The organism is Sphingomonas insulae (assembly GCF_010450875.1).
In the GTDB taxonomy this organism is placed as follows: domain Bacteria; phylum Pseudomonadota; class Alphaproteobacteria; order Sphingomonadales; family Sphingomonadaceae; genus Sphingomonas; species Sphingomonas insulae.
Genome location: NZ_CP048422.1, coordinates 146,295 through 171,765, shown reverse-complemented (window position 1 = coordinate 171,765; position 25,471 = coordinate 146,295). Strand labels below are relative to the sequence as shown.

At 67.0% G+C, this 25,471-nt stretch carries 28 protein-coding genes; 20 read left to right on the top strand and 8 right to left on the bottom strand.

What is annotated here, in order from left to right; translation table 11 throughout:
- Positions 1–72: 72 nt before the first annotated feature.
- From GTH33_RS02465 to rph, 3 genes are all read right to left on the bottom strand, one after another.
- Positions 73–699 carry a GNAT family N-acetyltransferase gene (locus GTH33_RS02465; protein WP_163956946.1) on the bottom strand — a complete coding sequence of 209 codons (627 nt, stop codon included), beginning with the start codon at positions 697–699 and terminating at the stop codon, positions 73–75.
- A 92-nt stretch (positions 700–791) separates the two neighbouring features.
- A complete protein-coding gene (gene rdgB / locus GTH33_RS02460; RefSeq protein ID WP_163956945.1) occupies positions 792–1,418 on the bottom strand; it encodes an RdgB/HAM1 family non-canonical purine NTP pyrophosphatase in 627 nt (208 codons plus the stop codon).
- The gene (gene rph / locus GTH33_RS02455; RefSeq protein WP_163956944.1) at positions 1,415–2,128 is read right to left on the bottom strand and encodes a ribonuclease PH; all 714 of its coding nucleotides are present in this window, start codon (positions 2,126–2,128) and stop codon (positions 1,415–1,417) included. The genes rdgB and rph overlap by 4 nt, the downstream gene beginning before the upstream one ends.
- A gap of 82 nt (positions 2,129–2,210) precedes the next feature.
- On the opposite strand from rph, the gene GTH33_RS02450 reads away from it, so the two are divergent.
- From GTH33_RS02450 to GTH33_RS02435, 4 genes are all read left to right on the top strand, one after another.
- Complete coding sequence (locus tag GTH33_RS02450; protein ID WP_249054973.1) at positions 2,211–2,738, top strand: DUF6438 domain-containing protein; 528 nt, start codon at positions 2,211–2,213, stop codon at positions 2,736–2,738.
- A gap of 205 nt (positions 2,739–2,943) precedes the next feature.
- The gene (hrcA, locus tag GTH33_RS02445; protein ID WP_163956943.1) at positions 2,944–3,984 is read left to right on the top strand and encodes a heat-inducible transcriptional repressor HrcA; all 1,041 of its coding nucleotides are present in this window, start codon (positions 2,944–2,946) and stop codon (positions 3,982–3,984) included.
- A 29-nt stretch (positions 3,985–4,013) separates the two neighbouring features.
- A complete protein-coding gene (gene grpE / locus GTH33_RS02440; RefSeq protein ID WP_163956942.1) occupies positions 4,014–4,556 on the top strand; it encodes a nucleotide exchange factor GrpE in 543 nt (180 codons plus the stop codon).
- A gap of 91 nt (positions 4,557–4,647) precedes the next feature.
- On the top strand, positions 4,648–5,883 hold the full coding sequence (locus tag GTH33_RS02435; protein ID WP_163956941.1) for a threonine synthase: 1,236 nt from the start codon (positions 4,648–4,650) through the stop codon (positions 5,881–5,883).
- Between the two features lie 45 nt (positions 5,884–5,928).
- Here the strand turns inward: GTH33_RS02435 and GTH33_RS02430 are convergent, their stop codons facing one another.
- The 3 genes from GTH33_RS02430 to GTH33_RS02420 form a co-directional block, all read right to left on the bottom strand.
- Complete coding sequence (locus GTH33_RS02430; RefSeq protein WP_163956940.1) at positions 5,929–6,633, bottom strand: methyl-accepting chemotaxis protein; 705 nt, start codon at positions 6,631–6,633, stop codon at positions 5,929–5,931.
- Positions 6,634–6,795: 162 nt separating this feature from the next.
- The gene (locus GTH33_RS02425; protein WP_163956939.1) at positions 6,796–7,275 is read right to left on the bottom strand and encodes a vgr related protein; all 480 of its coding nucleotides are present in this window, start codon (positions 7,273–7,275) and stop codon (positions 6,796–6,798) included.
- A 154-nt stretch (positions 7,276–7,429) separates the two neighbouring features.
- Positions 7,430–7,882 (bottom strand): copper chaperone PCu(A)C, encoded by a 453-nt coding sequence (locus GTH33_RS02420; protein WP_243848169.1) that lies wholly within the window; start codon positions 7,880–7,882, stop codon positions 7,430–7,432.
- A 174-nt stretch (positions 7,883–8,056) separates the two neighbouring features.
- Here GTH33_RS02420 and dnaK point away from each other — a divergent pair, with 174 nt between their 5' ends.
- The 4 genes from dnaK to GTH33_RS02400 all read left to right on the top strand — a co-directional run bounded on the left by dnaK (position 8,057) and on the right by GTH33_RS02400 (position 12,764).
- On the top strand, positions 8,057–9,961 hold the full coding sequence (gene dnaK, locus GTH33_RS02415) for a molecular chaperone DnaK (protein ID WP_163956937.1): 1,905 nt from the start codon (positions 8,057–8,059) through the stop codon (positions 9,959–9,961).
- 96 nt (positions 9,962–10,057) lie between these two features.
- Positions 10,058–11,182: a molecular chaperone DnaJ gene (gene dnaJ, locus GTH33_RS02410; RefSeq protein WP_163956936.1), complete on the top strand. Its 1,125-nt coding sequence runs from the start codon at positions 10,058–10,060 to the stop codon at positions 11,180–11,182.
- A 256-nt stretch (positions 11,183–11,438) separates the two neighbouring features.
- A complete protein-coding gene (locus GTH33_RS02405) occupies positions 11,439–11,882 on the top strand; it encodes a TM2 domain-containing protein (protein ID WP_249054971.1) in 444 nt (147 codons plus the stop codon).
- Positions 11,883–12,248: 366 nt separating this feature from the next.
- Positions 12,249–12,764, top strand: a complete 516-nt coding sequence (locus tag GTH33_RS02400) for a thioredoxin family protein (protein ID WP_243848168.1) — start codon at positions 12,249–12,251, stop codon at positions 12,762–12,764.
- 34 nt (positions 12,765–12,798) lie between these two features.
- On the opposite strand, the gene purB is transcribed toward GTH33_RS02400, so the two are convergent.
- The gene (gene purB / locus GTH33_RS02395) at positions 12,799–14,109 is read right to left on the bottom strand and encodes an adenylosuccinate lyase (protein WP_163956933.1); all 1,311 of its coding nucleotides are present in this window, start codon (positions 14,107–14,109) and stop codon (positions 12,799–12,801) included.
- A gap of 214 nt (positions 14,110–14,323) precedes the next feature.
- Between purB and GTH33_RS02390 the strand changes: the two genes are divergently transcribed.
- Positions 14,324–14,800: an EF-hand domain-containing protein gene (locus GTH33_RS02390; RefSeq protein ID WP_163956932.1), complete on the top strand. Its 477-nt coding sequence runs from the start codon at positions 14,324–14,326 to the stop codon at positions 14,798–14,800.
- 71 nt (positions 14,801–14,871) lie between these two features.
- Here the strand turns inward: GTH33_RS02390 and radC are convergent, their stop codons facing one another.
- Positions 14,872–15,588, bottom strand: coding sequence for a RadC family protein (radC, locus tag GTH33_RS02385; RefSeq protein ID WP_163956931.1), 717 nt, complete (start codon positions 15,586–15,588; stop codon positions 14,872–14,874).
- A 73-nt stretch (positions 15,589–15,661) separates the two neighbouring features.
- Between radC and GTH33_RS02380 the strand changes: the two genes are divergently transcribed.
- The 11 genes from GTH33_RS02380 to uvrC all read left to right on the top strand — a co-directional run bounded on the left by GTH33_RS02380 (position 15,662) and on the right by uvrC (position 25,444).
- On the top strand, positions 15,662–18,871 hold the full coding sequence (locus GTH33_RS02380; RefSeq protein ID WP_163956930.1) for an intermembrane phospholipid transport YdbH family protein: 3,210 nt from the start codon (positions 15,662–15,664) through the stop codon (positions 18,869–18,871).
- A gap of 17 nt (positions 18,872–18,888) precedes the next feature.
- Entirely contained in the window at positions 18,889–19,098 is a 210-nt protein-coding gene (locus tag GTH33_RS02375; RefSeq protein WP_163956929.1) for a YnbE family lipoprotein, read from the top strand.
- Position 19,099: 1 nt separating this feature from the next.
- Positions 19,100–19,471 (top strand): YdbL family probable chaperone protein, encoded by a 372-nt coding sequence (locus tag GTH33_RS02370; RefSeq protein ID WP_163956928.1) that lies wholly within the window; start codon positions 19,100–19,102, stop codon positions 19,469–19,471.
- Positions 19,472–19,704: 233 nt separating this feature from the next.
- Positions 19,705–20,025 (top strand): AtpZ/AtpI family protein, encoded by a 321-nt coding sequence (locus tag GTH33_RS02365; protein WP_163956927.1) that lies wholly within the window; start codon positions 19,705–19,707, stop codon positions 20,023–20,025.
- Positions 20,026–20,076: 51 nt separating this feature from the next.
- Positions 20,077–20,868 (top strand): F0F1 ATP synthase subunit A, encoded by a 792-nt coding sequence (locus tag GTH33_RS02360; protein WP_163956926.1) that lies wholly within the window; start codon positions 20,077–20,079, stop codon positions 20,866–20,868.
- A 43-nt stretch (positions 20,869–20,911) separates the two neighbouring features.
- A complete protein-coding gene (locus GTH33_RS02355; protein WP_038662560.1) occupies positions 20,912–21,139 on the top strand; it encodes a F0F1 ATP synthase subunit C in 228 nt (75 codons plus the stop codon).
- Positions 21,140–21,208: 69 nt separating this feature from the next.
- Positions 21,209–21,703 (top strand): F0F1 ATP synthase subunit B family protein, encoded by a 495-nt coding sequence (locus GTH33_RS02350; protein ID WP_163956925.1) that lies wholly within the window; start codon positions 21,209–21,211, stop codon positions 21,701–21,703.
- Complete coding sequence (locus GTH33_RS02345) at positions 21,696–22,337, top strand: F0F1 ATP synthase subunit B family protein (RefSeq protein ID WP_163956924.1); 642 nt, start codon at positions 21,696–21,698, stop codon at positions 22,335–22,337. The genes GTH33_RS02350 and GTH33_RS02345 overlap by 8 nt, the downstream gene beginning before the upstream one ends.
- A gap of 200 nt (positions 22,338–22,537) precedes the next feature.
- Positions 22,538–22,858: a DMT family transporter gene (locus tag GTH33_RS02340; RefSeq protein WP_163956923.1), complete on the top strand. Its 321-nt coding sequence runs from the start codon at positions 22,538–22,540 to the stop codon at positions 22,856–22,858.
- A gap of 74 nt (positions 22,859–22,932) precedes the next feature.
- Positions 22,933–23,388, top strand: coding sequence for a hypothetical protein (locus GTH33_RS02335; protein WP_163956922.1), 456 nt, complete (start codon positions 22,933–22,935; stop codon positions 23,386–23,388).
- Between the two features lie 133 nt (positions 23,389–23,521).
- Positions 23,522–25,444 (top strand): excinuclease ABC subunit UvrC, encoded by a 1,923-nt coding sequence (gene uvrC / locus GTH33_RS02330; RefSeq protein WP_163956921.1) that lies wholly within the window; start codon positions 23,522–23,524, stop codon positions 25,442–25,444.
- The last annotated feature ends 27 nt before the right edge of the window (positions 25,445–25,471 follow it).

Genomic DNA, 25,471 nt, shown 5'->3' with positions numbered 1-25,471 from the left:
TTCTTCTGGACATGCTCATGCACCGAGGCTGGCTGGAAGACCGTTCCAAGGCAAGTCGGGCGTACGCGGTGTCTACAAACCCGCGGTCGTATAGGGGCAGTAGACCCGCCAGCCGAGCGACCGGTACAGCGCGACGCCCATCGTGGTAGCGGTGAGAATCTGCTGCGCACGGTCGTCCGTCCGGGTGGCGCCGAGGGCGGCCATGAGCGCGCTGCCCAGGCCGCGACGGCGGTGGGGTTCGGTGGTGACGATCCGGTCGTAGGCGAAGATGCCGTCGCGTTCGGCGGCGTAACCGCTCGCCGCGACGGTGCCGTCGGGCGCGGTGATCGTCACGTGGCTGACGGCACCGGTCGTCGTCGTCGCCAGCGCGTAGCCGGGCGGCAGCGTCCGGGGCGGGATCGGCGACGCGTCGGTCACCATCATGCAATTGGCGTCGATGATCGCCCAGCGTGCCGGCAGCAGCCGGCGCAGCGTGGCCGCGTCGGCGCAGAGCTTGAGGAAGATGCGCGGCTCGGCGATCGTTTCGGCGAGGTGCAGCAGGCCGGGCACGGGTGCGGCGAAGACGTAGCGGCGCGTTTCGTCCGCAGCGTCGGTATCGACGCGCCATCCGCCACCGTCCGCTACCGGTGCGGGCAGCCCGCGCGACAGCGATCGGGCAGCGAGCCAGCCATGGACGAGGGCGGGGTCGATCGCGGTCATGTCATCTGCGGCCGCGCCGGCAGCAGCCCGGGATGCGGCCCGCCGCCGACGCCGCCTGGGCCCTCGGCCTTCCGCCTGTGCCGAAGCACGGTTCAGAGCACCGCGGCGACCAGTTGGCGGAAGGCATCGGCGCGGTGGCTGACGGCGTGCTTGGCGGCGGGATCCATTTCGCCGAACGTCTCGGCCGCGTCGACGGGCAGGAACATCGCGTCATAGCCGAACCCCGCCTTGCCGCGTGGCGGCCAGACGAGCGTGCCGTCGACCCGGCCCTCGAACCATTCCACATGGCCGTCGGGCCAGGCGAGCGCCAGCGCGCAGACGAAATGCGCCGATCGCGGCATGTCGGGTTCTTCGTTCAGCCGATCCTCCACCAGCCGCATCGCGTGGCCGAAATCCTTCGATTCCCCCGCCCAGCGCGCCGAGAAGATGCCGGGGTCGCCGCCCAGCGCATCGACGCACAGGCCGCTGTCGTCGGCCAGCGCGGGCAGGCCGGATAGATCGGCGGCCTGCAATGCCTTCAGCTCGGCATTGGCGACGAAGGTCGTGCCGGTCTCCTCCGGCTCGGGCAGGTCGAGTTCGGCCGCAGACACGGGCTCGATCCCATAGGGGCCGAGCAGTTCGGCGATTTCCCGGACCTTGCCGGCATTGTGGCTGGCGATGACCAGCTTGCCGGGGGCGAGCTTGCGGATCGCTTGCGGGGTGTGTCCCTCGCCACTCATCGTACCGCGCGCTCCTGCGCGGCGAAGATGTCCGCGCAGCCGATGCGGGCGAGGCGGAGCAGGCGGAGCAGCGCCTCTTCGTCATAGGTGGCGTGTTCGGCGGTCGCCTGCGCCTCGGCGATGTTGCCGTTTTCCAGCAGCACGAAATTGCCGTCCGCATCCGCGTTTGAATCCTCGATGTAATCGAGGTCGAGCACCGGCGTGCCCTGATAGATGCCGCAGCTGACCGCGGCGACCTTTTGCAGGATCGGATCGGTGGCGAGCTTGCCGTTTGCCATCAGCGTGTTGACGGCGAGGCGCAGCGCGACCCACGCGCCGGAGATCGATGCGGTGCGGGTGCCGCCATCCGCCTGGATGACGTCGCAGTCGAGCGTGATCTGGCGTTCGCCGAGCAGCTTCATGTCGACCACCGACCGCAGCGACCGGCCGATCAGGCGCTGGATTTCCTGGGTGCGGCCCGACTGTTTGCCCTTTGCGGCCTCGCGGCTGCCGCGGGTGTGGGTGGCGCGGGGGAGCATGCCGTATTCGGCGGTCACCCAGCCTTCGCCCTTGCCCCGCAGGAACGGCGGCACGCGTTCCTCGATGCTGGCGGTGACGAGCACCTTGGTGTCGCCGAAGCCGACCAGCACCGATCCTTCGGCATGGCGGGTGAAGTTCGGCTCGATCGAGATGGCACGCATCTGATCGGGGGCGCGGCCGCTGGGGCGCATTCAACTCTCCTCAAGGTCCAATGGCGCAACGCCCTAGACGGCGCAGGAACGCTGCGCCAGTGGTGAGCAAAGGGGACGAGCCGTGTACAAGGGAATGATCGCCGGGCTGGGCGCGGCGCTTGCGCTGTCGGGGTGCGTGACGGTCGACGCGTCGGGGTCCGGATCGGGATCGGGCGGCGCCGGCAAACCGATCGCGATCGAGAGCGAGACGATCCGCTACGAAACCGCGCCATGCTACGGCAGCTGCCCGGTCTATGCCGTTACGATCGCGCCGGACGGGCGCGGCACGTTCGAGGGCAAGCGCTTCACGGCGGTGACCGGCATCAAGGAATTCCGTGCGACGCCGGCTGCCTACCACAGCTTTGCAGCGAAGCTGGCGCCGTATCGCCCGCGCGATGCGGAAACATTGCTCCAGCCGGGCAAGCCGGGCTGCGAGAACGCGCCGACCGACATGCCGAGCGTCGACATCGTGTGGAGCGAGCTGAGCGGCGGCAGCCAGCACCTCAACGTCTATTATGGCTGCGGGCCGCAGGAGATGCGCCAGGCGCTGCGCAGCGCACCCGAATTGCTGCCGATCGCCGCGTTCATCGGGCCGCGGGGCGGCCGCTGATGTCGACTGCCGTCATTTCCATGCGGGCGGGCCCTGTGACCGGTCGGCCCGGCGTGTCGAGCGGGCGCTGAGAGTTACGGTGTTCCGCCCCAGCGTGGTATGACGGAAGGAGCAACGGGTGACTGTGGCGTGCGGGAGGCGGCCATGGGCAGCACGCACCGACAGGCCCTGTTGCCGACCCCTGATCTGCCCTAGATAAAGGCGCATGGCACCGCCCGTCACCGAATTGACCGATCGGGCGCGCGATATCTTTCGCGCGGTCGTCGACGGCTATGTCGCGACGGGCGTGCCGGTGGGATCGAAGACGATCGCGGTCGCATCGGGCCTCAAGCTGTCGCCAGCGTCGATCCGCGGCGTGATGCAGGAACTGGAGGAACTGGGGCTGCTCGCCAGCCCGCATACCAGCGCCGGGCGTATCCCGACCGAACGCGGCCTGCGGCTGTTCGTCGATGGAATGATGCAGGCGCTGGAGCCGTCCGCCGAGGAACGCGCGACGATCGAATCGCGGGTCGGCTATCACGGACCGGTCGAGGAGGCGCTGGCGGCGACGACCGCCGCCTTGTCCGGGCTGTCGGCCTGTGCGGGGCTGGTGATGGTGCCGAAACGCGAATTGGCGCTGCGGTCGATCGGCTTCGTCGGGCTGTCGCCCGATCAGGCGATGGCGGTGCTGGTTAGCGAGGACGGCAGCGTCGAGAATCGCGTGATCCAGCTGCCCGAGGGGATGACGCCCTCGGCGTTGATCGAGGCGGGCAATTACATGACCGCGACGCTGGGCGGGCTGACGCTGGCCGAGGCGCGGGCGCGGGTCGAGCGACAATTGGTCGAGGAGCGCGCCGAACTGGACGTCGCGGCGCGCACGTTGGTCGAACGCGGACTGGCGGTGTGGAGCGAGGACGGCGCACGCCGCCCGGTGTTCATCGTTCGTGGGCAGAGCCGGCTGATCGACGCGGCGGCGGCAGCGGACCTCGACCGCGTTCGCGACCTGCTCGACGACCTGGAGGGAAAGCAGGAAATCGCCAACCTGCTCGATAGCGCCAGCGCCGGCGATGCGACCCGTATCTTCATCGGTGCGGAGAACAAATTGTTCGCGTTATCAGGCTCTTCGGTGATCGCCCGGCCGTTCCGTGGGGCGGGTGGTCGGGTCGTCGGCGTGGTCGGCGTGATCGGCCCGACGCGGTTGAACTATGCCCGCGTCGTGCCCATGGTGGATTTCACGGCGGCAACGCTCGCCCGTCTGATGGGCTGATTCACACAGCTGAACCTACAGGGAATCGAATGACCGAAGAGACGAAGATCGACGCCGAGGCGCTGCGTCAGGAAACCGCCGAGGCTGCTCCCGAAGTCGCGGAGCACGACCGGGTCGCGCAGTTGGAAGATCAGCTGGCCGAGGCGAAGCAGCAGACGCTGTACGCGCAGGCCGAAATCCAGAACGTCCGTCGTCGCGCCGAAAAGGAAGTGGCGGATGCGCGGGCCTATTCGACGACGTCGTTCGCCCGCGACATCCTGTCGGTGGCCGACAATCTGTCGCGCGGCCTGTCGGCGATCCCTGCCGACCTGCGCGCCGACGAGCGGCTGAAGGGGCTGGTCACCGGACTGGAAGCGACCGGTCGCGAGCTGGAAAGCGTGTTCGCGCGCAACGGCATCACCAAGGTCGAGGCGATGGGCGCGACGCTCGACCCCAACAAGCACCAGGCGATGATGGAAGTGCCGAGCGACGCGGCACCCGGCACGATCGTCCAGGAGATGCAGGCGGGCTATATGATCAAGGATCGCCTGTTGCGCCCGGCGCTGGTCGGCGTCGCCCGCAAGCCGGACTGATCGACGCTTTTCCCTCCGGGAGGGGGGCGGTGGGGGCTCGTTTGCCGACCCCCTCCACCCTCGCCGTGTCGGAGCGGACTGAGAAAGAGCCATGAACCCCAATCTCACTACCGATCGCCCGACCTTCGTCACGCACCTCGAATGTTCGCTGACCGGCGAGAGGTACGAGGCGGACCGGCTGCACGGCCTGTCCAGGGCCGGGCGGCCGTTGCTGGTGCGCTACGACCTCGACGCGGTGAGCGCGAAACTGTCGAGGGCGGCACTCGCCGCACGGCCGACCGACATGTGGCGGTGGCGCGAGTTGCTGCCGGTGCGGCACACGGACAATGTCGTCAGCCTGGGTGAGATCGAGACGCCGTTGATCCCGATCCCCGGCAGCGCCGGCAGCGCCGGCAGCGGCAACGTGCTGGTCAAGGACGAAGGGCGCCTGCCGACCGGCAGCTTCAAGGCGCGCGGGCTCGTCATGGCGGTGGCGATGGCGAAGGAACTGGGGGTACGCACGATCGCGATGCCGACCAACGGCAACGCCGGCGCGGCACTCGCCGCTTATGCGACGCGGGTCGGTATCGAGACGATCGTCTTCTGCCCCGAGGACACGCCCGAGGTGAACGTGCGCGAGATCGCGATGCAGGGCGCGCGGGTCTGGCGCGTCAACGGCCTGATCGACGATTGCGGTGCGATCGTGGGGAAGGGCGCCGCAGAGGGGCGCTGGTTCGACTTTTCGACCCTCAAGGAACCGTACCGGATCGAGGGCAAGAAGACGATGGGGCTGGAACTGGCCGCGCAGCTGGGCTGGGAACTGCCCGATGCGATCTTCTATCCGACCGGCGGCGGCACCGGCCTGATCGGCATGTGGAAGGCGTTCGACGAGCTGGAGGCGCTCGGCTGGATCGGCCCCAAGCGGCCGCGCATGTATGCGGTGCAGGCGAGCGGGTGTGCGCCGATCGTCCGCGCGTTCGAAGACGGCGTCGAGCATGCCGAACGGTGGGAGGATGCGCATACCGTCGCGGCGGGCATCCGCGTGCCCAAGGCTGTCGGCGACTTCCTGATCCTGCGCGCGGTGCGGGCGAGCGGCGGCAAGGCGCTGGGCGTCGGCGACCCCGCCATCCTGAAGGCGGTGGACGATGCCGCGCGGCGCGACGGGCTGTTGCTGTGTCCCGAAGGCGGTGCGACGCTCGCCGCCTATCGCGAGGCACTGCGCACCGGCGAGGTCGACGAGGACGAGCGCGTGGTGCTGTTCAATTGCGCCACCGGGCTCAAATATCCGATGCCCGCGGCACCGCAGACGCTGGACCGGCACGCGGCCATCGATTTCGCCGCGCTCTAGGCCTCGCTCCGCCCCCTCGCTCCGTCCTCTTGCTCGAGAGGGCGGCTAGGCCGCGGCCAGTAGTGCTGCGGCCTGTTCGGTGGCGGCGCGCGTCGCCTGCGCCAGCCGCTTCACCTCCTGCGCGACCACCGCGAAACCCCGGCCATATTCGTGGGCACGCGCCGCCTCGATCGTCGCGTTCAGCGCCAGCAGGTTGGTCTGGTTGCTGATCGTGCCGATCGTCGCGACGATCCGCGTGACCTGGGTCATCGCATCGGCCAGGTTCTGGCGGACCTGCGCCTCGCGGGCATGACGATAGTCGGCGGCGCCGGCGGCGAAGGCACGAATGTTGATCGCGGCCAGCCGGTACAGCGCGTTGGTCAGCACGGCGTATCGTGCGGGATCGTCCGCCAGTGCGTCGCGCAGTTTGTGGTCGCGCGCCCGATAATTGTCGGACAGGCCGTTCAGGTAATCGTCGTCGTCGCCGCCACTGGCGACGAAGCGCGCGCCGCGGGCGATCATCTGGGCGTCCAGCGCCGTATCGAACGGCCCCAGGAACTTGCGGCGGGTATAGGCGATCTCGTCGGCGATGATCTGGGTCATCGTCATGTCCGTGCCGGCATACAGGGTCCGCGCGAGGGGATGGTGGCAGAAGGCGCGCGATTCGGCGACGATGACCGGTTCGAGCAGCGACCAGATGTCGCGCAGCGCGGCGACCAGATCGGGGTCGTCCAGCAGATGGGCCAGGCGGACAGGAGGAGCGGCGTACATCGATGACCTTGGCAGAAGGGAAGCGCCCCGTTGCGGGGCCTATGCCTCTAAGCCGCGGAAGGTTAATAGGACCGAAACGTAACTGGTTCGATCTGGTCAGGATTGCGCATGGCGGCGTCGCCTGCCGTCATCGCCGCCCCGTCGACGGCGGGGCAAGGATGGTCAGCCGAACGGCAGCAGGCTGTCATATTGCGCCAGCGACGGCGCACCGGGCACGCGCGCGCCGTGGCGAAGCAGAAAGGCGTGACGGACGATCTCGCCCTGCTGTTCGATTCCGTAGCGATGCAGCGGCTGACCCGGCTTCAACGCATAATCGTAGCGGCACCACGGATGCCGGGCGAGGGGCAGGCAGATGCCGCGCTGGTGTTGCCAGATATGCACCATCTCGTGGATGAACAGGCCCTGGTCGGTCAGGGCGGCGGCGGCGAAATCGTCGCGCCAGGCGGTGCCGGCCGGGTGGAAATGGATGCACCCGCACGGGGCCATCACGGTGTTGCGCGGCTGAAAGAACGCCCATTTGGTGCGCGACAGGCGGACGGCGTCATAATCGATGGCATCGCGGAACATCGACGCCGCCAGCGCGCGCTCCCCCTCGGTCAGCGCGCGCGCGGCCGGCGGTGTCCCGATCGTCAGCAGCGGCATGCGGCGCGCGCCTCACCGTTGGGCCGCATGCCGTCTCCGCGGCCGTCCGGATCGATGGATACGACCGACCGGCGATCGCGCACGACCCGGGCGTCGTCACGGCCATGGCGCCCGGCATCCGCCTGGATGCCGCAGGTCGGGCGCCGTATCAGCGTCAGGAGCCCGGCGCCGGATCGGCAGCGCCGACCGCCGTCGCGGGCGCGTAGATGCGCGCGCCATTCGCGAAATTGAGCGTCAGGTTATAGATCCGGCCGGCCTTCGCCTTGGGATTGACGTCGAACAGCATGACGTGGCGGCCGCCCGGCGCGAACACCGTGTCCTTGCCCGCCGGCACCGCGACGCTGGCGAGCGGTTTCATGCTCGCCATGCCGCCGGTTCCGGTCATGCTCTCGTGCATCTCGGCGCGGATCGCGATGTCGGCGCTGACGTTGATGAGCGTCGCGTTCGACGGTCCGCCTTCCAGCGTGAAATAGGCGACGCCCGGTCGTCCGGCGACCGCGGGCAGGCGGATCCACGCATCGTCCACCGTCACCCGGTCCGGTCCGCCGCACGCCGCCAACCCCATCGGCAGCAGTGTCGCCGCCATCAGCACCCACCCGCGCGTCATCGCTTCGTCCTTCCGCAGCCCGACCGGCCCGTTTCGCGCCATGTCACTATGGCGCGCGCCGTCTTGCGGCAAGCGGAACCCCACCTATATCGCGGCCATACACCGGAACTTGTCGCTGCCGTAACGGGGCAAAGGTTCCATGGTTTTTACTTGTGAGGGGCTAAGCAAGCACACATGGCTAAAGTAATCGGTATCGACCTCGGCACGACCAACAGCTGCGTCGCAGTGATGGAGGGCGGCAAGCCCAAGGTGATCGAGAATGCGGAAGGCGCGCGTACCACGCCATCGATCGTCGCCTTCGCCAAGGACGGCGAGCGGCTGGTCGGCCAGCCGGCGAAGCGTCAGGCCGTCACCAACGGCGACAACACGATCTTCGCGGTGAAGCGCCTGATCGGTCGGCGTTTCGACGATCCGATCACCAAGAAGGACACCGAGCTGGTCCCGTACAAGATCGCGCGCGGTTCGAACGGCGATGCGTGGGTGTCGGCGGGTGGTAAGGATTATTCGCCTTCGCAGATCAGCGCCTTCACGCTGCAGAAGATGAAGGAAACCGCCGAATCGTATCTCGGCGAGACGGTGACTCAGGCGGTCATTACCGTGCCGGCGTACTTCAACGACGCACAGCGTCAGGCGACCAAGGACGCCGGTCAGATCGCCGGCCTCGAAGTGCTGCGCATCATCAACGAGCCGACCGCGGCGGCGCTGGCCTATGGCCTTGAGAAGCAGGACGGCAAGACGATCGCCGTCTATGACCTTGGTGGCGGCACGTTCGACGTCTCGATCCTCGAGATCGGCGACGGCGTGTTCGAGGTGAAGGCGACCAACGGCGACACCTTCCTCGGCGGTGAGGATTTCGACAACAAGCTGGTCGAATATCTCGCCGAAGGGTTCAAGAAGGACGAGGGCATCGACCTGTCGAAGGACAAGTTGGCGCTCCAGCGTCTGAAGGAAGCGGCCGAGAAGGCGAAGATCGAGCTGTCGTCGGCCGCCTCGACCGAGGTCAACCTGCCCTTCATTACCGCCGACCAGAACGGTCCGAAGCATCTGGTGAAGACGATAAACCGCGCCGATCTGGAGCGGCTGGTCGACGACCTCATCAAGCGCACGATCGATCCGATGAAGAAGGCGCTGGCCGATGCCGGCCTGAAGACCGACGACATCAGCGAAGTCGTCCTCGTCGGCGGCATGACCCGCATGCCCAAGGTGCGCGAGGCGGTGAAGGCGTTCTTCGGCAAGGAGCCGCACACCGGCGTCAACCCGGACGAGGTCGTGGCGATGGGTGCGGCCATTCAGGCCGGCGTGTTGCAGGGCGACGTCAAGGACGTGCTGCTGCTCGACGTGACCCCGCTGTCGCTGGGCATCGAGACGCTGGGTGGCGTGTTCACCCGGATGATCGATCGCAACACCACGATCCCGACCAAGAAGTCGCAGACCTATTCGACCGCCGACGACAACCAGGGCGCGGTGACGATCCGCGTGTTCCAGGGCGAGCGCGAGATGGCGGCGGACAACAAGATGCTCGGCCAGTTCGACCTGGTCGGCATCCCGCCGGCGCCGCGCGGCGTGCCGCAGATCGAGGTGACGTTCGACATCGACGCCAACGGCCTCGTCAACGTGTCCGCCAAGGACAAGGGTACCGGCAAGGAACAGCAGATCCGCATCCAGGCATCGGGCGGTCTGTCGGACAATGACATCGAGCAGATGGTGCGCGATGCCGAGAAGTTCGCCGAAGAGGACAAGAAGCGTCGTGCCGGCGCCGAGGCGAAGAACAACGCCGAATCGCTGATCCACACGACCGAACGCCAGCTCGCCGACAATGGCGACAAGGTGGACGATGCGCTGAAGGGCGAGATCCAGTCGGCGATCGACGCGGCGAAGGCCGCGGTCGAGAGCAACGATGCCGACCAGATGACCGAGAAGAGCCAGGCACTGGCGCAGGTCGCCATGAAGCTCGGCCAGGCGATCTACGAGAAGCAGGCCCAGTCCGAAGCGTCGCCGGAGGGCAATGCCGGCGGCGAGGCGCCGAAGGACGATGTGGTCGACGCCGAATTCTCGGAAGTCGACGACAACAAGGCGTAACCGAGGTCCCGCCTCCGCTCCCGGCAGGGGCCACGCAAGTGAGACTTTCGTGACTTTCCGCCGGTGGCGGGGGCGTAGGGACTTTAAGGGTCGGGCATGAGCACCACAGTCGATTATTATGAGTTGCTCGAATGCGAGCGCAATGCGGACGGTGCGACGCTGAAGTCGTCGTATCGCAAGCTCGCGATGAAATACCATCCGGACAAGAATGCCGGATGCAAGGATAGCGAAGCCAGGTTCAAGGCGGTCAGCGAAGCCTATGAGGTTTTGAAGGACCCGCAGAAGCGCGCGGCCTACGATCGCTATGGCCATGCCGCGTTCCAGAATGGCGGCGGCGGCGGTGGCGGCGCACAGGACTTCGGCGGCTTTTCCGACATCTTCGAATCGGTTTTCGGCGAATTCATGGGCGGCGGTCGCAGCGGCGGCCGTGCGCAGCAGCGGCGCGGTGCAGACCTGCGCTACGACATGGAAGTCACGCTCGAAGAGGCGTTCCACGGCAAGCAGACCGAGATCACCGTCGACGTGTCCGCGCAGTGCGACACCTGCCACGGGTCGGGCGCCAAGCCCGGGACGCACGCCTCCACCTGCCGCCAGTGCAACGGCCATGGCAAGGTGCGTGCGCAGCAGGGCTTCTTCGTCGTCGAACGCGCCTGTCCGGTCTGCCAGGGTGCGGGCGAGATCATCGCCGACCCGTGCGGCGATTGCCGCGGCGAAGGACGGATCGACAAGACCAAGACGCTCAGCGTGAACGTGCCGCCCGGCGTCGATGAGGGGACGCGCATCCGCCTGTCGGGCGAAGGCGAGGCTGGACCGCGCGGAGCGCCGGCTGGCGATCTGTACATCTTCCTCCACGTCGGTCGGCATGCGATCTTCGAACGCGAAGGCACGACGCTGTTCGCACGCGCGCCGATCAGCTTCACCACGGCGGCGCTCGGCGGCGCCCTGTCGATCCCCGGATTGGATGGGCGGACGCATGAGATCAAGATTCCGGCGGGCATCCAGTCGGGCAAGCAGTTGCGCCAGCGCGGCGCCGGCATGCCGGTGCTGCAAGGCCGTGGGCAGGGCGATCTGGTGATCCAGATCGACGTCGAAACGCCGACCAGGCTGTCGGTGCGCCAGCGCGAGTTGCTGGAACTGTTCCGCGAGACGGAAACCGGTGACGAATGTCCGGCCAGCCAGGGGTTCTTTGCCAAGCTGAAGGGTGTGTTCGCGGCGGAGTGAGCGGACGCGTGTCTCGCTACACTCGTGGGGCGGGATGCTTTCCGACGAAGGCCGATCCGGCTCATGGTGAAAGTACGTCCGGTGCGCCGGATCCGGTCATGATCCTATTCGGGCGGAACTCCGGCCTGCGCCGCGGAACGGCTGTGGATCGATAAATGCGCCGACCCGCGATGGCACGCACCGCTTTTGGGTTGCGTGCGTCGGCGACGGCGCCAGACTGTCGTCAGTGAACCGGGGGGTGTGCATGCGTGGTCAGGTGTTGGGTGTAGATACGCGAACCGGCGAGGGGCTGGTCGCGGGCGATGACGGCAACCGCTATCGCTTCACGCCCGAGGATTGGGCGCAGCGCGGTGAACCCGCGATCGGGATCAAGGTCGATTTCGAAGCGAGCGGCGAACGGGCACTGAGCGTCTTTCCGATGCCGGACACGGCCGGCCACCGCCCCGTCGTCGCGCCGCCGCCGCACGTACCGGCGAACGATCGCAGCAAGATCGTGGCGGCGCTGCTCGCCTTCTTCCTCGGCACGCTCGGCATCCACCGCTTCTATCTGGGACGGACCGGATCGGGGATCGCCATGCTGGTGCTGAGCATCACCGTCATCGGCTTGCTGGTGACGGGGCCATGGGCGTTGATCGATATGGTCCGGTATCTGGTCATGTCGGACGAGGAATTCGCGTTGCGGTATCGCCGAAAGGGCTGACCGCCTAGCCGCGCTCCCCGTCGCCCGAAGGGTAAGGGAGCGGGCGGGCCGATGGGTCAGAGGGTGGAAATGATCACCCCGACCACCAGCGCCTGGGCCGCGATCGCCAGCATGCTGCTGGCTGCGGTTTCGAACATGCGCATGGAAGGTCTCCGTTGCCGGAGGAATATCCGGCAAGCGCGATATGTAAATTATTGCTCCTTTGCGCAATATTATTACATGCAATCGCACATGCGTTTCACGCAACTGTAACATTGGCATGAGAGTGCTGCGCGTGAAGCCCCGCTAGCTGGGGCGAAAGCAACGCGCGCTTGCCATCGTGGCCGGGACTTGGTCTGATCCGTCTTGTTCATGCCGGAGATCCACATGCCCCGTTCCCTGCTGCTCGCCGCCGCGCTGGTCGCCGTGCCCACGCTGCCGCTCGCTGCGGCGCCCGTCGCGGCGCCCCGCGTGCCGATCGCGACGCTCAACCAGCTGCCGCAGCCCTTGCCGCTGCCCTATGACGCGGCCGCCGATGCGAGGTCCGCGGTTGCGGCAGCGAAGGCGCGGGCGCTGAAGGGGCATCGGAAGCTGCTGATCGACATGGGCGGCAATTGGTGTCTCGATTGCCGCCTGCTTGCCGGGGTGATGGAACTGCCGGCGATGCGCGGCTTCATGGCCCGCCATTACGAGGTGGTGACGGTGGACATCGGCCGCTTCGACAAGAACCTCGACGTCCCGGCGCGCTACGGGATCAAGGGACGGCTGGCGGGCGTGCCCGCGCTGCTGATCGTCGATCCCAAGACGGACAGGGTGGTCAACGCCGGTCGCGAGACGGCATTGGCGGATGCGCGCAGCCTGACGCCGCAGGGGCTGGCCGACTGGCTGGCGCAATGGGCGTAAGGGGAAATCCTCCCCGTGCCGGGGAGGATCTCTGTCAGCCGAATACCCGGGCGAAGATCGTGTCGACGTGCTTCAGGTGATAGCCGAGGTCGAACTTCTCCTCGAGCTGCTGGGGCGACAGCGCGGCGGTCACCTCGGCATCGCCCTTCAGCAGGTCGAGCAGCGATAGCTGGCCGTCCGACTCCCACACCTTCATCGCGTTGCGCTGAACCAGCCGGTACGAATCCTCGCGGCTTACCCCTGCCTGCGTCAGCGCGAGCAGCACGCGTTGCGAATGGACGAGGCCGCCCATCTTGTTGAGGTTCTTGTCCATCCGCTCCGGGTAGACGAGCAGCTTGTCGATCACCCCGGTCAGCCGCGCCAGCGCGAAGTCGAGGGTGATCGTCGCATCCGGCCCGATGTAGCGCTCGACCGACGAGTGCGAAATGTCGCGCTCATGCCACAACGCGACATTCTCTAGGGCGGGCGTGACATAGCCGCGCACCATGCGGGCAAGGCCGGTCAGGTTCTCGGTCAGCACCGGGTTGCGCTTGTGCGGCATCGCCGACGAACCCTTCTGGCCGGGCGAGAAATACTCCTCGGCCTCCAGCACTTCGGTACGCTGCAGGTGACGGACCTCGGTCGCCAGCCGCTCGATCGAACTGGCGATGACGCCCAGCGTCGCAAAGAACATCGCATGCCGGTCGCGCGGAATGACCTGCGTCGACACAGGCTCGACCGACAGGCCGAGCTTGGCGGCGACGCGTTCCTCGACGGACGGGTCGATATTGGCAAAGGTGCCGACCGCACCGCTGATCGCGCAGGTGGCGATGTCGGCACGCGCAGCGATCAGCCGCGTCTTGCAACGGTCGAACTCGGCATAGGCCTGCGCCAGCTTCAGTCCGAACGTCACCGGTTCGGCATGGATGCCGTGGCTACGCCCGATCGTCGGCGTCATCTTGTGTTCGATCGCTCTCGCCTTGAGCACCTCGAGCAACCTGTCCAGATCGGCGAGGAGGATGTCAGACGCCTGCGCCAGCTGCACCGCCAGCGCCGTGTCGAGCACGTCGGATGAGGTCATACCCTGGTGCATGAAGCGTGCCTGGTCGCCGACATGGTCCGCAACCCAGGTCAGGAAGGCGATGACGTCGTGTTTGGTCACCGCTTCGATCGCGTCGATCGCCGGTACGTCGATCGCCGGGTTGGTGTTCCACCACGCCCACAGCGCCTGCGCCGCCTCTTTCGGCACCACACCCAGCTCAGCGAGCGCGTCGGTGGCATGTGCCTCGATCTCGAACCAGATGCGGAAGCGGTTCTCCGGTGTCCAGATCGCGGTCATCTCGGGGCGGGAATAGCGGGGGACCATGATGTTCCTTCGTCCTGATGGGCGCACGGGTCGTCGTGGCCGTTTCGGCACGACTCGCGGTTTTCTGCGGGCGACGTAGCAGCGCGGGCGTCCACCGACAAACCCGGCGGGCCGGAACCGTTGCAATGAGGAAAGCATTCCCCATCTCAAGTAAGCGCAGCGAACGGCATAATCCTTCGCTGCAAGGTTCATGAAGAACGATGGGAGACAAGCAATGCTGAAATATGCTCTTCTCGCCGGAGTGATGACGATCGCTGCACCGGCTCTGGCGCAGACCCAAACCAATACTGCGCCGCAGGCGGCGACTGCTCCGGCGGCGGTGCCGGATGGTACGCCGGTCGCCGATCCGCAGGCATCGCCGGCGACGCCGATGGATTCGGCGCAGGCGACACCCGCCGACGGCACGACGCAGAGTGCCGCCGCGGAACCGGAGGCCACCGGTGGACAGGTCGCATCGGTCGTCGAGACCGAATTTCCGACCTATGACGCCAACAAGGACGGCAAGCTGGAAAAGGCCGAATTCGCCAGTTGGATGGTGAAGCTGAAACAGGCAAGCGATCCCAAGGCGAGTGCCACCAGCGCAGAGACAAAGGCGTGGGTAAACGCGGCGTTCGCACAGGCCGACACGGACAAGAACCGGTCGGTGACTCAGCCGGAACTGGTCGGCTTCCTTAGCAAAGGCCAGTCCTGATCCCCGGCCACTAGGCAGGCATGGGCCGTCGGAGCAATCCGGCGGCCCTTTGCTTGGCGCAGGTCCGCCGCTCAGATCAGCCCCTGCGCCTTTAGGCTGACATGGCCGTTGATGCCCATGATGATATGGTCGTGCACCACGATCCCCATGGCGGCGCCGGCATCGGCGATCGTCCTCGTGATCGCGATATCGGCGCGGCTCGGTGACGGGTCACCGGACGGATGGTTGTGCACGAGGATGATCGCCGCCGAGCCGAGATCGATCGCGCGCCGGATCACCTCGCGGACATGGACGGCGGCCTGGTCGATCGAACCTTCGCTCATCACCTCGTCGCGGATCAGCATGTTTCGCGTGTTGAGGTGAAGGACGCGGAACCGTTCGATCGCGTGATGCGCCATGTCGGCCCGCAGATAGTCGAGCAGCGCCTGCCAGTTCGCCAATACCGGTCGCTCGGCCACTTCCGCCTTCAGCATCCGGATCGTGATCGCATGCGCGATCTTGATGGCGGCGGCGGACCGGTCGCTGATCCCTTTCACGCGGGTCAGCGCGGCGGCATCCGCCGTCAGCAGCCCGCCGATGCCGCCGAATTCCCGCAGCAATGCCTTGGCGATCGGCTTGGTGTCGATCCGGGGGAGGGTCAGGGTCAGCAGATATTCGATCAGTTCGTGATCGAGCAACGCATCACCGCCGCCGGCCAGCAGGCGGCCGCGCAGCCGCTCGCGATGGCCGGCGGCGTCATCGGGCGGGGTGACGGCAGGTTCGTCGGGCAAGAGCGGCAGGGGCGGCATCGCCGCCAAGCCTAGGGCGCGTCCAATGCGGGCGCAATTGCGCCGACGCGTCGCCTCCGGCTATGTGGCATCGATGGCCGAGGGCGTTGACCAGTCGAGCGATACGCCTCCTGCCGCCCCGCGCGGTTCTCGGCTGGCTCGTGCGCGCCTGCCCCGTGCCCGCCTGCCCCGACTGGGTCGGGGTGGCCGCGTCGTGCTGGGCATCGCCCTGGTGCTGTTGGTCGCGCTGATCGGCGTGTGGGTCGCGCGCAAGCCGATCGCGACGCGGGTCATCGACGGCGAATTGCGCAAGCGGGGCGTAAGCGCGCGCTATGACGTCAGCGCTCTGGGGCTCGGACGGCAACGGCTGACCAACGTCGTGATCGGTGATCCCCGCGCGCCCGATATGGTGGCGGATTGGCTCGAAGCGCAAACGCGGGTCGGGCTGAACGGCGCGAGCGTCATTGGTGTACGCGCCGGGCATGTGCGATTGCGAGGGCGATTGGTCGACGGACGGCTGGTCCTCGGCGAACTCGACAAGCTGATGGGACCGCCAACGGGCAAGGCGTTCGCACTGCCAGTGCTGCACGTCGATGTCGCCGATGCGCGGATGCGGCTGGATACGCCTTATGGCGTGGTCGGACTGAAAATGGCGGGGGCAGGCCGGCTCGACGACGGCTTTGCGGGGACGCTGGCACTGGTTAGCGATCGGCTGGCCTACGGCACCTGCGCGGCCACTGGTGTGCAGGCGGCGCTGCGCATCTCGATCGCCGACCGTGCGCCGCATGTCGTCGGACCGGTGCGAGCGGACCGGGCCGGATGTGCCGCGACGGCGGTCGCCCGCTTCGCGGGCGATCTCGACGCGCGGATGACGCCGGCCTTCACCGGCTGGTGCGGATCCGCGCGGGTCGCCACGGGCGCGGTCAGCAGCGGAGGCATCAGCATCGCCGGTGCGCGCGGCGCCATCGATTTCGAAGGCGATGCGAGGGCGACGGACGGCACGGTCGATCTGGCTGCATCGTCCGCCATGGCCGCGGCAGGTCGCGCAGACATGCTCCGCGCGCGTGGTCGTTACCGGATCGGGGCCGAACAGCTTTTTTCGGGCACCGTCCGCGTCGATGGTGCCGGCGTTGCCCCCCGGCTCCTGGCCACATTGCAGCGGAACGGTGTCGGCCACGGCACACCCGTCGGACCGTTGATCGCGGCGGCCACGCGTGCGGCGGGGCTGGCTGCCCGCAGGTTCGGCGGAGAGGCGGCATTGGCCATGCGGATGGCTGCAGGCGAAGGCCGCGTGCGGGTGGCGCGAGCCGATATGGCCGCGGCCAGCGGCGCGCGTTTCCGCAGTGGCGGCGGCAGCGGCATGACGCTCGCTTGGCCCAATGTGCGGGTCCGGATCGATACGCACGCATCGCTGTCGGGCGGCGGCCTGCCCGAGGTCTCGCTGGACCTCGCCCAGTCGCGCGCTGGCGCATCGATCCGCGGCCGGGCGGTGATCGCACCTTATATGGCCGGGACGGCGGGATTGGCGTTGACGCCGGTGTTGTTTTCGATTGCGCCGGGCGGCACGACGCGAATCGTCGCAACCGCGTCTTTGTCCGGGCCGCTGGGGGACGGTCGTGTCGACGATCTGCGGGTGCCACTCGATCTGCGCTGGAACGGACGTAATGTGCTGGTCGCCAATCCCGGTTGTACCCCGGTGGCATTCCGACGGCTCACCGTGTCCGGGCTGGCGCTCGACCCGGCGCGTACTACCATCTGTCCCACATCGGGCGCGATCCTGACGATCACCGATGGGCAGGTGGGTGGCGGCGTGCGGCTGGCTGCGACCCGGCTATCCGGGCGGCTGGGGCAGACACCGTTGACGCTGGCGGCAAGCGGGGCGCAACTGCGCCTGGGCGACCGGGGGTTCATGCTGGACGGCGTCGCCGCTCGCCTGGGCAGCCCGGACCGGATGACGCGGATCGACCTCGATCACCTCGACGGGCGGATCGCGGCCGACGGCGTGGCCGGCAGCTTCTCCGGCGGATCGGGCCAGATCGCCAACGTGCCGCTGTTGCTGGGTGCGGCGGCGGGCGACTGGTCGTTGCGCGATGGCGTCGTCGCGCTGACCGCAGCGATGACGGTGGACGATGCCGCACCCGATCCGCGATTCAAGACGCTCGCAGTGCGGGATGTCACGTTCCGCCTCGCCGACGGGATCATCGCGACACGGGGAACGCTCGTCGAGCCGACGCTCGATGTCAGGGTGGCCGACGTGACGATCGATCACCGGCTGTCGTCGGGCGGCGGCCATGCCGACATCGCGGTGCCGGGCATCGCCTTCACCGAACGGTTCCAGCCCGACCTGCTGACCCGGTTGACCTACGGCGTCGTCGCCGACGTGCGCGGCAGCGTTGCGGGGGAGGGGCACATTGCCTGGGATGCGCAGGGCGTCACCTCGACCGGCCGGTTCGCGACGAAGGATACCGCGCTCGCCGCGGCCTTCGGTCCGGTGAGCGGCATCACGACGAGCGTGCGCTTCACCGACCTGCTGGCCCTCGAGAGCGCGCCCGCACAGGTCGCGACCATCAAGACCGTCAATCCCGGCATAGCCGTGAGCGACGGCACGATCACCTACCAGTTGCTCGCCGATCAGCGCGTGCAGGTCGACAGCGGGCTCTGGCCGTTTGCCGGCGGCACGATGACGCTGTTGCCGACGACGCTTGATTTCACCGAAGCGGGCGCGCGGCGGATGACGTTTCGGCTGGACGGTGTGAAGGCCGACCAGTTCCTGGGCCAGTTCGACTTCAAGAACCTCGACGCCAGCGGCATCTTCGATGGCGAGCTGCCGATGATCTTCGACATCCAGGGCGGGCGGATCGAAAACGGGCATCTGGCGGTGCGTCAAGGCGGCGGCAGCCTGGCCTATGTCGGCGACCTGACGCAGAAGGACCTAGGGCTGTGGGGCAACATCGCGTTCCAGGCGCTGCGGTCGCTGCGCTATCGCAACCTGACGATCGGCATGAACGGACCCCTGGCGGGCGAGATGATCACCGAAGTGCGCTTCGCCGGCGTATCGCAGGGCGCGGGGGCGAAGAGCAACTTCATCGTCCACCGGCTGCAGAAGCTGCCGTTCGTGTTCAACATCCGCATCAAGGCGCCATTCCGCGGACTGCTCGATTCGGCCCAGTCCTTCTACGACCCCAGCCGCCTGATCCAGCGCAACCTGCCGGCGCTGCTCGACCGGCAGAAACAGGCCGGTCAACCGACCCGCCAGCCGGCGGCGCCGGCCATTCAGCCTCCCGCAAGCGGAACCGTGCCATGAACGAAACAGGATTGAAGATGTCGGGACGAATCACGATCTCGGGACGGATGATGGCAATGGTCATGATCGGTGCGGCAACGACGGCGTTGGGCGGGTGCATCAACGTCTCGGCTCCGGACAAGCCGATCGAGATCAATTTGAACATCAGCGTCACGCAGGAAGTGGTGTATCGTCTGGATGGAGAGGCGAAGACGCTGATCCAGCAGAATCCGGGTGGGATCTTTTGATATGAAGACGAATCGTTGGATGGTGGCCGGTGCGATGGCGATCGCGGGCCTGTCGGCAGCGGCGGTGGCGCAGCGCGATCCCGCTTATGCCGCCGCGCGCGAGGCAAAGCAGGTCGGCGAGCAGCCCGACGGCTACCTGGGCGTGGTGAGCGGCGGTGCGCCGGTGCAGGCGCTGGTCCGCGACATCAACATCAAGCGCAAGGCCGCCTATACCGCCAGCGCGCAGGCGAGCGGGTCGACGGTCGAACAGTTCGCCTTCACCAGCGGATGCAACCTGGTCGCGAAGGTCGGACAGGGTGAGATGTACAAGACGCCGTCGGGCCAGTGGAAGGAAAACACCGGCACCCCCGAACTCGACGGTCGGTGCAAATAAGGTCACCCTAGGTTGGGGGACGGCTTGTCGCAGCCGCAAACTGAAAGGCGACCGGGCCGCCCCACCGGCATTGCAGCACGACGCCACCTTCCCGTTCCGGGAGGAGGTGGGTGGTATGCGACTCTGCCCGGTTGACACCCCGGCACCCCCCACCTAAACGGACCACGCCTTGGCGGGATCGCTCGCCCTATGCGTTTTCTCCCCCGGCTGAATGATTAGGCGAGGGATGGCGCGTGGCGGACGAGGATACCGGACGAGACTTCACCAGCGCGGACGATCCGCGGCTTTCCGCGCTCGATGAGCGGCTGAAGGAAGCCCGGCATCAGGAAGCGTTGCGGACGGGGCAGGGGGCGCCGACGGCCGATGCGGGATACTCGCTCGGCAATCGCGTGCTCGCCGCCCTGATCGGAAGCCTCGTCGGCAGTGCGCTGATCGGCTGGTGTATCGACCACTGGTTGGGCACGACCCCATGGGCGCTGATCGTGATGCTGTTCCTCGGAATCGCCGTCGCGTTCAGGCAGATCATTCGGATTGCAGGCGAACGCCCGGAGTAACCCGGGCGTTTGTCGTATTAGGGAGCGTAAGCCCCAGTGGCGGTGGAGCAGATGGCGGCAGAATCGGGCAGCAAGATCGATCCGATGCACCAGTTCCTGATCGAACCCCTGTTCGGTCGGCATTGGGTCGTCGCGGGATACGACATCTCGTTCACCAACTCCGCGTTGTGGATGGTCATCACGCTCGCCAGCCTGTGGCTGTTCATGCTGGGCGGGATGAAGCGTGAGCTGGTGCCCGGCCGCTGGCAGGCCGCGGTCGAGGGTTTCACCGGCTTCGTCTCCAACATGCTGACGTCGAACATCGGGCCGCAGGGCAAGCGCTTCGTCCCCTACGTCTTCTCGCTGTTCATGTTCATCCTGTTCGCCAATATCTGGGGCCTGACCCCGGTCGGCGTCGTACCGGGCTGGCATCCGTTCACGATCACCAGCCACCTGACCGTCACCGGCGTGCTGGCGATCATCAGCTTCGCGATCGTGTTGATCGTCGGCTTCGGCAAGCACGGCTTCCATTTCTTCGCGCTGTTCGTGCCGCACGGCACGCCGAAGCTGATGATCCCGCTGATCTTCGTCGTCGAGCTGATGAGCTTCCTTGTCCGCCCCTTCTCGCTGGGCCTGCGACTGTTCGTCGCCATGACCGCGGGACATATCCTGCTGAAGGTGCTGGCGGCGTTCGTGATCAGCGGCCTGAACCTCGGCATCGGTTATGGCTTGCTCGTATCGCTGCCCAGCTTCCTGCTGATGATCGGCATCACGCTGCTCGAGCTGCTGGTCGCCGCGATCCAGGCCTATGTTTTTGCGCTGCTGACGAGCGTCTATCTGAACGACGCCGTCAACCTGCACTGAGTTTTTCGTTCCAACCTACTGATAGATATACGGGAGTTTTGACATGGACGCAGAAGCCGCCAAGATGATCGGTGCCGGTCTGGCCGCGATCGGCATGGGCCTCGCCTCGCTCGGCGTGGGCAACGTGTTCGCCAAGTTCCTCGAGGGCGCACTGCGCAATCCGGGTGCGGCGGACAGCCAGCAGGGCCGTCTGTTCATCGGTTTCGCGGGCGCAGAGCTTCTCGGCCTGCTCGCCTTCGTGACGATGATCATCCTGCTGTTCGTCGCCTAACATCCGGTATGTGCCGCCGGGCCTCCAAGGGGTCCGGCGGATCATCCGGGGTCGCGCTAAAGGTCATCAATGCCTCAGATTTCGCAGATCGCCGCTACCTACGCCTCGCAGATTTTCTGGCTGCTTATCACGTTCGGCATCCTGTATTTCGGGATCGGCAAGGTGATGGTCCCCAGGGTCATTGCGACCGTGGACGCGCGTGAAGCGCAGATCGCGGCAGACCTTGCCGCGGCAGAACAGGCGCGCCTGTCCGCCGATACGGTGGAAGCGGCATGGCGCCTGAAGATGGACGAGGCGCGCGCCGCCGCCCTCGGCGAAACCAGCGCCGCCAAGGCACAGGCCGCCAAGGCTGCCGAAAGCCAGATCCGCTCTGCGGATGCGGAGCTTGCCGAACGGCTGGCGCATCACGATCTCGCTGTCGGCAACGCCAAGGCCAACGCGATGCTCAACCTCCAGTCGGTCGCCGCGGAAGTGGCGCAGGAACTGGTGACCAAGGTGTCTGGCCTGACCGTCGGCATCGATGCCGCCGCCGATGCGGTGCGGAGGACCAGCGCTCATGGCTAATCCGGCCAGCAATCCCGACGCGACCGCTGCCGCCAATCTGGCGGACGCGGCATCGTCGACCAGCCTGCAGCCGCGCGACGTTCGCGACGGCAGCGAATTGACCGCCAACGTGTCCGAACCGGGCGCGGAACATGTCGCCGAGGCGACGGCACTCGGCTTCAACACCACCGGCTGGGTCGGCATCGCCGCCTTGTTCGTGTTGGTGGGCATGCTGATCGTCAAGGTGCCGGCGAAGATCGCCGCCAGCCTCGACAAGCAGATCGCCGGTGTACGGGCGCAGCTCGACGAGGCGAAAGTGCTGCGGGCGCAAGCCGAGACGCTGCGCGCCGAATATGAGGCGAAGGCGAAGGCCGCCGAAGCCGATGCGGCGACGATGCGTGCCCACGCGCAGCAGGAAGCGAACCAGATCATCGCCAAGGCGAAGCACGATGCGGAGGAGCTGATGGCCCGCCGCACCAAGCGCGCCGAAGACAAGATCGCCGCCGCCGAGCGCAATGCCATCGCCGAAGTGCGCGCCCTCGCCGCCGAAACCGCCTCCAAGGCCGCGGCGGTGCTGATCGCCGAGCATCACGATGCCGGTGCGGACAAGACGATGATCGATCGGTCGATTTCCGGATTGAGCCGCCTCAACTAGCCATTCGTGCCTCGCGGAACGGGAGGGGGGCCGGCGCAGCCGGGGGGAGTTGCGGTCGCGCCGGATAACGCCGCTCGTTTCCCCCTCCCTCGCTGTACGGCCGTGCTCCCCCCTCGCCGATGATACCTCTACGACCAGCGTCTCTTCACGGGTTTCCGGCGCTGTCGCTTCATCACGAGCCCGCGCTAGGAGTAACATCCATGTCGTGGCTGATCCTCGCCATCGCCGTGTTCACTGAAATCTGTTGGGCGCTCAGCCTGAAATGGGCGGCCACGGTCGCCACCTGGCAGGCGTCGAGCGTGCCGATCATCCTGTCGTTCGTGAACATGGGCCTGCTCGCCCTCGCGATGCGCGGCCTGCCTGCCGGCACGGCCTATGCGGTATGGACGGGCTGCGGCGCGGTCGGCGTCATCATCGGCGGCATGCTGCTGTTCGGCGACAAGGTCAGCACGATCCAGGCCTGTTTCATGGCGCTGACCGTGGTCGGCATCGTCGGCACGAAGATGTTCGCGCAAGCCTGAACCTTTTCCACGGCGGCGGACGTGCTACACAGGCACGGTCCGCCCGCGTGCGGACCTCTGGCGAGGTACTGGCGATGTCGATCCTGCTCATGGCGTTCCTGATCGGCATCCAGGCGCAAGCGCCGTCCCCCGCCGCCGCTGCCGCCGACAGGTTCGCGCTCGACCTGCCGCGCGACGACGCCGCGACCGTGCAACCCGAGCCGGATACCCGCCCGGTGACGCCATCTGTGACACCATCGGCTTCGCCGACGGTCGCGAACGGCGGCTTTTCGCTCGACACGCCGATCGCCGACCTCATCGCCAACGCGCAGGCCAAGGCGATCCTGGATCGCGACCTGCCGGGGTTGAGCGACGATACAAACCTCCCGAAATTTCAGACGCTATCGTTGCGCAAGCTGGCGCCGTTGAGCGGTGGGCAGATGACGGCGGCACTGCTCAACAAGGTCGGGACGGATCTGGCGGCGATCGATGCGAGTGCGCCTGCGCCCGGGAAGGTCGAAGTAAGGCGGGCCTTGCCGAGCGGTCGATAACCCCTCGGGCTCCGGCACACCTGATCGAGCACTATAGGCCACGACCTCCGGCGGCGCGGATGGCGATCGCTTCGTCGCCCAAACCGCCGCCGGGCCACTAGCCCGCAACCCCTCCGACTCCTACATGGCGGGGATGTCGTCCTACGGTCCATCCGATCGATTCAACGAAGAACGCGCCACCTACACCGTTCGCGGGTCCGACACGCCGGATCTGGAGGCCGGGATCGCCGCGATCCGCAACGTGCTGCAAACGCTGCCGACCCGATCCGGCGTCTATCGCATGCACGATGCCAAGGGCGACGTCTTGTATGTCGGCAAGGCGCGGTCGCTGAAGCAGCGCGTGGCGAACTACACGCAGGTCAAGGGCCTCACCAAGCGGTTGCAGCGGATGATCGCGCAGACCCGGTCGATGACGATCGTCACGACCAACAACGAGGCGGAGGCGCTGCTGCTCGAGGCGCAGCTCATCAAACGCTACCGGCCCGCCTACAATGTGCTGCTGCGGGACGACAAATCGTTTCCGTTCATCCTGCTGCGAAGCGATCACGACTTTCCGCGCGTGCAGAAGCATCGCGGCGCGCGGCGGGCGGCGGGCAATTACTATGGCCCGTTCGCCAGTGCGGGCAGCGTCAACAACACGCTGAACGCGTTGCAGAAGCTGTTCCTGTTGCGATCATGTACCGACGGGTTCTTCAAGACGCGTGATCGCCCGTGTCTGCTCTACCAGATCAAGCGCTGCTCCGCGCCATGCGTCGGGCGGGTCGACAAGGACGAATACAAGGAACTGGTCGACGATTGCCGCGACTTCCTGGGCGGCAAGTCGACCAAGGTGCAGGCCAAGCTTGGCGCGCAGATGCAGGCTGCCGCGGAGAACATGGATTTCGAACTGGCCGCCTTGCTGCGCGACCGGCTGAAGGCGCTCACCTTCGTTCAGGGGTCACAGGCGATCAATGCCGAAGGGGTCGGCGATGCCGATGTCTTTGCGCTCGCCTGCAAGGACGGGACGATGGGCATCCAGGCGTTCTTCATCCGCGGTGGCCAGAACTGGGGGCATCGCAGCTTCTTTCCCCAACATACCAACGAAGTGCCCGAAGACGAGGTGCTCGCCAGTTTCCTCACCCAATTCTATGAGGAGGTGCCGCCGCCCAAGACGATCCTGCTCGACCGCGACCTGAACGAAGGCGCGTTGCTGGGCGAGGCGCTTGGCGAGCGGGCGGGGTATAAGGTGGCGCTGTCGGTGCCGCAGCGGGGCGATCGCCGCCGGCTGATGGATCAGGCGAAGCGCAACGCGATCGAAGCGCTGGAACGACGGCTGGCGGAAAGCACGACGCAGGCGAAGCTGCTGCGCGAGGTTGCCGAGCTGTTCGACCTGCCCGAACCGCCCGACCGGATCGAGGTCTACGACAACAGTCACATCCAGGGAACCAATGCCCTCGGCGCGATGGTCGTCGCTGGGCCGGAAGGGTTTCGCAAGGGGCAGTATCGCAAGTTCAACATCAAGGGGAACGAGGCGGCGACCGACAGCGACGTCGGCATGATGCGCGAGGTGTTTCGCCGCCGCTTTGCGCGGGCGCAGACCGAGGATCCCGATCGCGATGGCGGCGAGTGGCCCGATCTGGTGTTGATCGACGGTGGCAAGCCGCAGCTCAACGCGGCGAAGGCGGTGCTGGAGGACCTCGGGATCGAGGACGTGTGCATGGTCGGCGTCGCCAAGGGGCCGCATCACGGCCGCGAAGGGCGCGAGGTGTTCCACATGCTCGACGGGCGGGAATTTCAGCTGCCGGTGAACGCGCCGGTGCTGTTCTACCTCCAGCGGCTGCGCGACGAAGTCCACCGCTTCGCAATCGGTGCGCACCGCGACAAACGGTCGAAGGCGATCGGCGCGAGTCCGCTGGACGAGGTTCCCGGTATCGGGCCGGCGCGCAAGAAGGCGCTGCTGATGCATTTCGGCACGGGGCGGGCCGTCCGCAACGCCAGCCTGGAAGACCTGAAAAAAGCGCCGGGCGTATCCGCGGGTGTGGCGCAGCAGGTCTACGACTTCTATCACGCCCGCTGACCTTTTCTTCACCCGCCGGCGATAGAG

Excerpts from the sequence above, each read along its gene's own strand:
- GTH33_RS02435 (WP_163956941.1), top strand. The coding sequence starts at position 4,648 with ATGAACCCCAATCTCACTACCGATCGCCCGACCTTCGTCACGCACCTC.
- uvrC (WP_163956921.1), top strand. The coding sequence starts at position 23,522 with ATGTCGTCCTACGGTCCATCCGATCGATTCAACGAAGAACGCGCCACC.
- grpE (WP_163956942.1), top strand. The coding sequence starts at position 4,014 with ATGACCGAAGAGACGAAGATCGACGCCGAGGCGCTGCGTCAGGAAACC.
- GTH33_RS02420 (WP_243848169.1), bottom strand. The coding sequence starts at position 7,882 with ATGACGCGCGGGTGGGTGCTGATGGCGGCGACACTGCTGCCGATGGGG.
- GTH33_RS02335 (WP_163956922.1), top strand. The coding sequence starts at position 22,933 with ATGTCGATCCTGCTCATGGCGTTCCTGATCGGCATCCAGGCGCAAGCG.
- purB (WP_163956933.1), bottom strand. The coding sequence starts at position 14,109 with ATGGTCCCCCGCTATTCCCGCCCCGAGATGACCGCGATCTGGACACCG.
- GTH33_RS02430 (WP_163956940.1), bottom strand. The coding sequence starts at position 6,633 with ATGTACGCCGCTCCTCCTGTCCGCCTGGCCCATCTGCTGGACGACCCC.
- GTH33_RS02400 (WP_243848168.1), top strand. The coding sequence starts at position 12,249 with ATGCCCCGTTCCCTGCTGCTCGCCGCCGCGCTGGTCGCCGTGCCCACG.
- GTH33_RS02370 (WP_163956928.1), top strand. The coding sequence starts at position 19,100 with ATGAAGACGAATCGTTGGATGGTGGCCGGTGCGATGGCGATCGCGGGC.
- dnaK (WP_163956937.1), top strand. The coding sequence starts at position 8,057 with ATGGCTAAAGTAATCGGTATCGACCTCGGCACGACCAACAGCTGCGTC.
- GTH33_RS02375 (WP_163956929.1), top strand. The coding sequence starts at position 18,889 with ATGTCGGGACGAATCACGATCTCGGGACGGATGATGGCAATGGTCATG.
- rdgB (WP_163956945.1), bottom strand. The coding sequence starts at position 1,418 with ATGAGTGGCGAGGGACACACCCCGCAAGCGATCCGCAAGCTCGCCCCC.
- hrcA (WP_163956943.1), top strand. The coding sequence starts at position 2,944 with ATGGCACCGCCCGTCACCGAATTGACCGATCGGGCGCGCGATATCTTT.
- GTH33_RS02465 (WP_163956946.1), bottom strand. The coding sequence starts at position 699 with ATGACCGCGATCGACCCCGCCCTCGTCCATGGCTGGCTCGCTGCCCGA.
- GTH33_RS02350 (WP_163956925.1), top strand. The coding sequence starts at position 21,209 with ATGCCTCAGATTTCGCAGATCGCCGCTACCTACGCCTCGCAGATTTTC.
- GTH33_RS02360 (WP_163956926.1), top strand. The coding sequence starts at position 20,077 with ATGGCGGCAGAATCGGGCAGCAAGATCGATCCGATGCACCAGTTCCTG.
- GTH33_RS02380 (WP_163956930.1), top strand. The coding sequence starts at position 15,662 with ATGGCCGAGGGCGTTGACCAGTCGAGCGATACGCCTCCTGCCGCCCCG.
- GTH33_RS02355 (WP_038662560.1), top strand. The coding sequence starts at position 20,912 with ATGGACGCAGAAGCCGCCAAGATGATCGGTGCCGGTCTGGCCGCGATC.
- GTH33_RS02340 (WP_163956923.1), top strand. The coding sequence starts at position 22,538 with ATGTCGTGGCTGATCCTCGCCATCGCCGTGTTCACTGAAATCTGTTGG.
- radC (WP_163956931.1), bottom strand. The coding sequence starts at position 15,588 with ATGCCGCCCCTGCCGCTCTTGCCCGACGAACCTGCCGTCACCCCGCCC.
- GTH33_RS02345 (WP_163956924.1), top strand. The coding sequence starts at position 21,696 with ATGGCTAATCCGGCCAGCAATCCCGACGCGACCGCTGCCGCCAATCTG.
- GTH33_RS02425 (WP_163956939.1), bottom strand. The coding sequence starts at position 7,275 with ATGCCGCTGCTGACGATCGGGACACCGCCGGCCGCGCGCGCGCTGACC.
- dnaJ (WP_163956936.1), top strand. The coding sequence starts at position 10,058 with ATGAGCACCACAGTCGATTATTATGAGTTGCTCGAATGCGAGCGCAAT.
- rph (WP_163956944.1), bottom strand. The coding sequence starts at position 2,128 with ATGCGCCCCAGCGGCCGCGCCCCCGATCAGATGCGTGCCATCTCGATC.
- GTH33_RS02390 (WP_163956932.1), top strand. The coding sequence starts at position 14,324 with ATGCTGAAATATGCTCTTCTCGCCGGAGTGATGACGATCGCTGCACCG.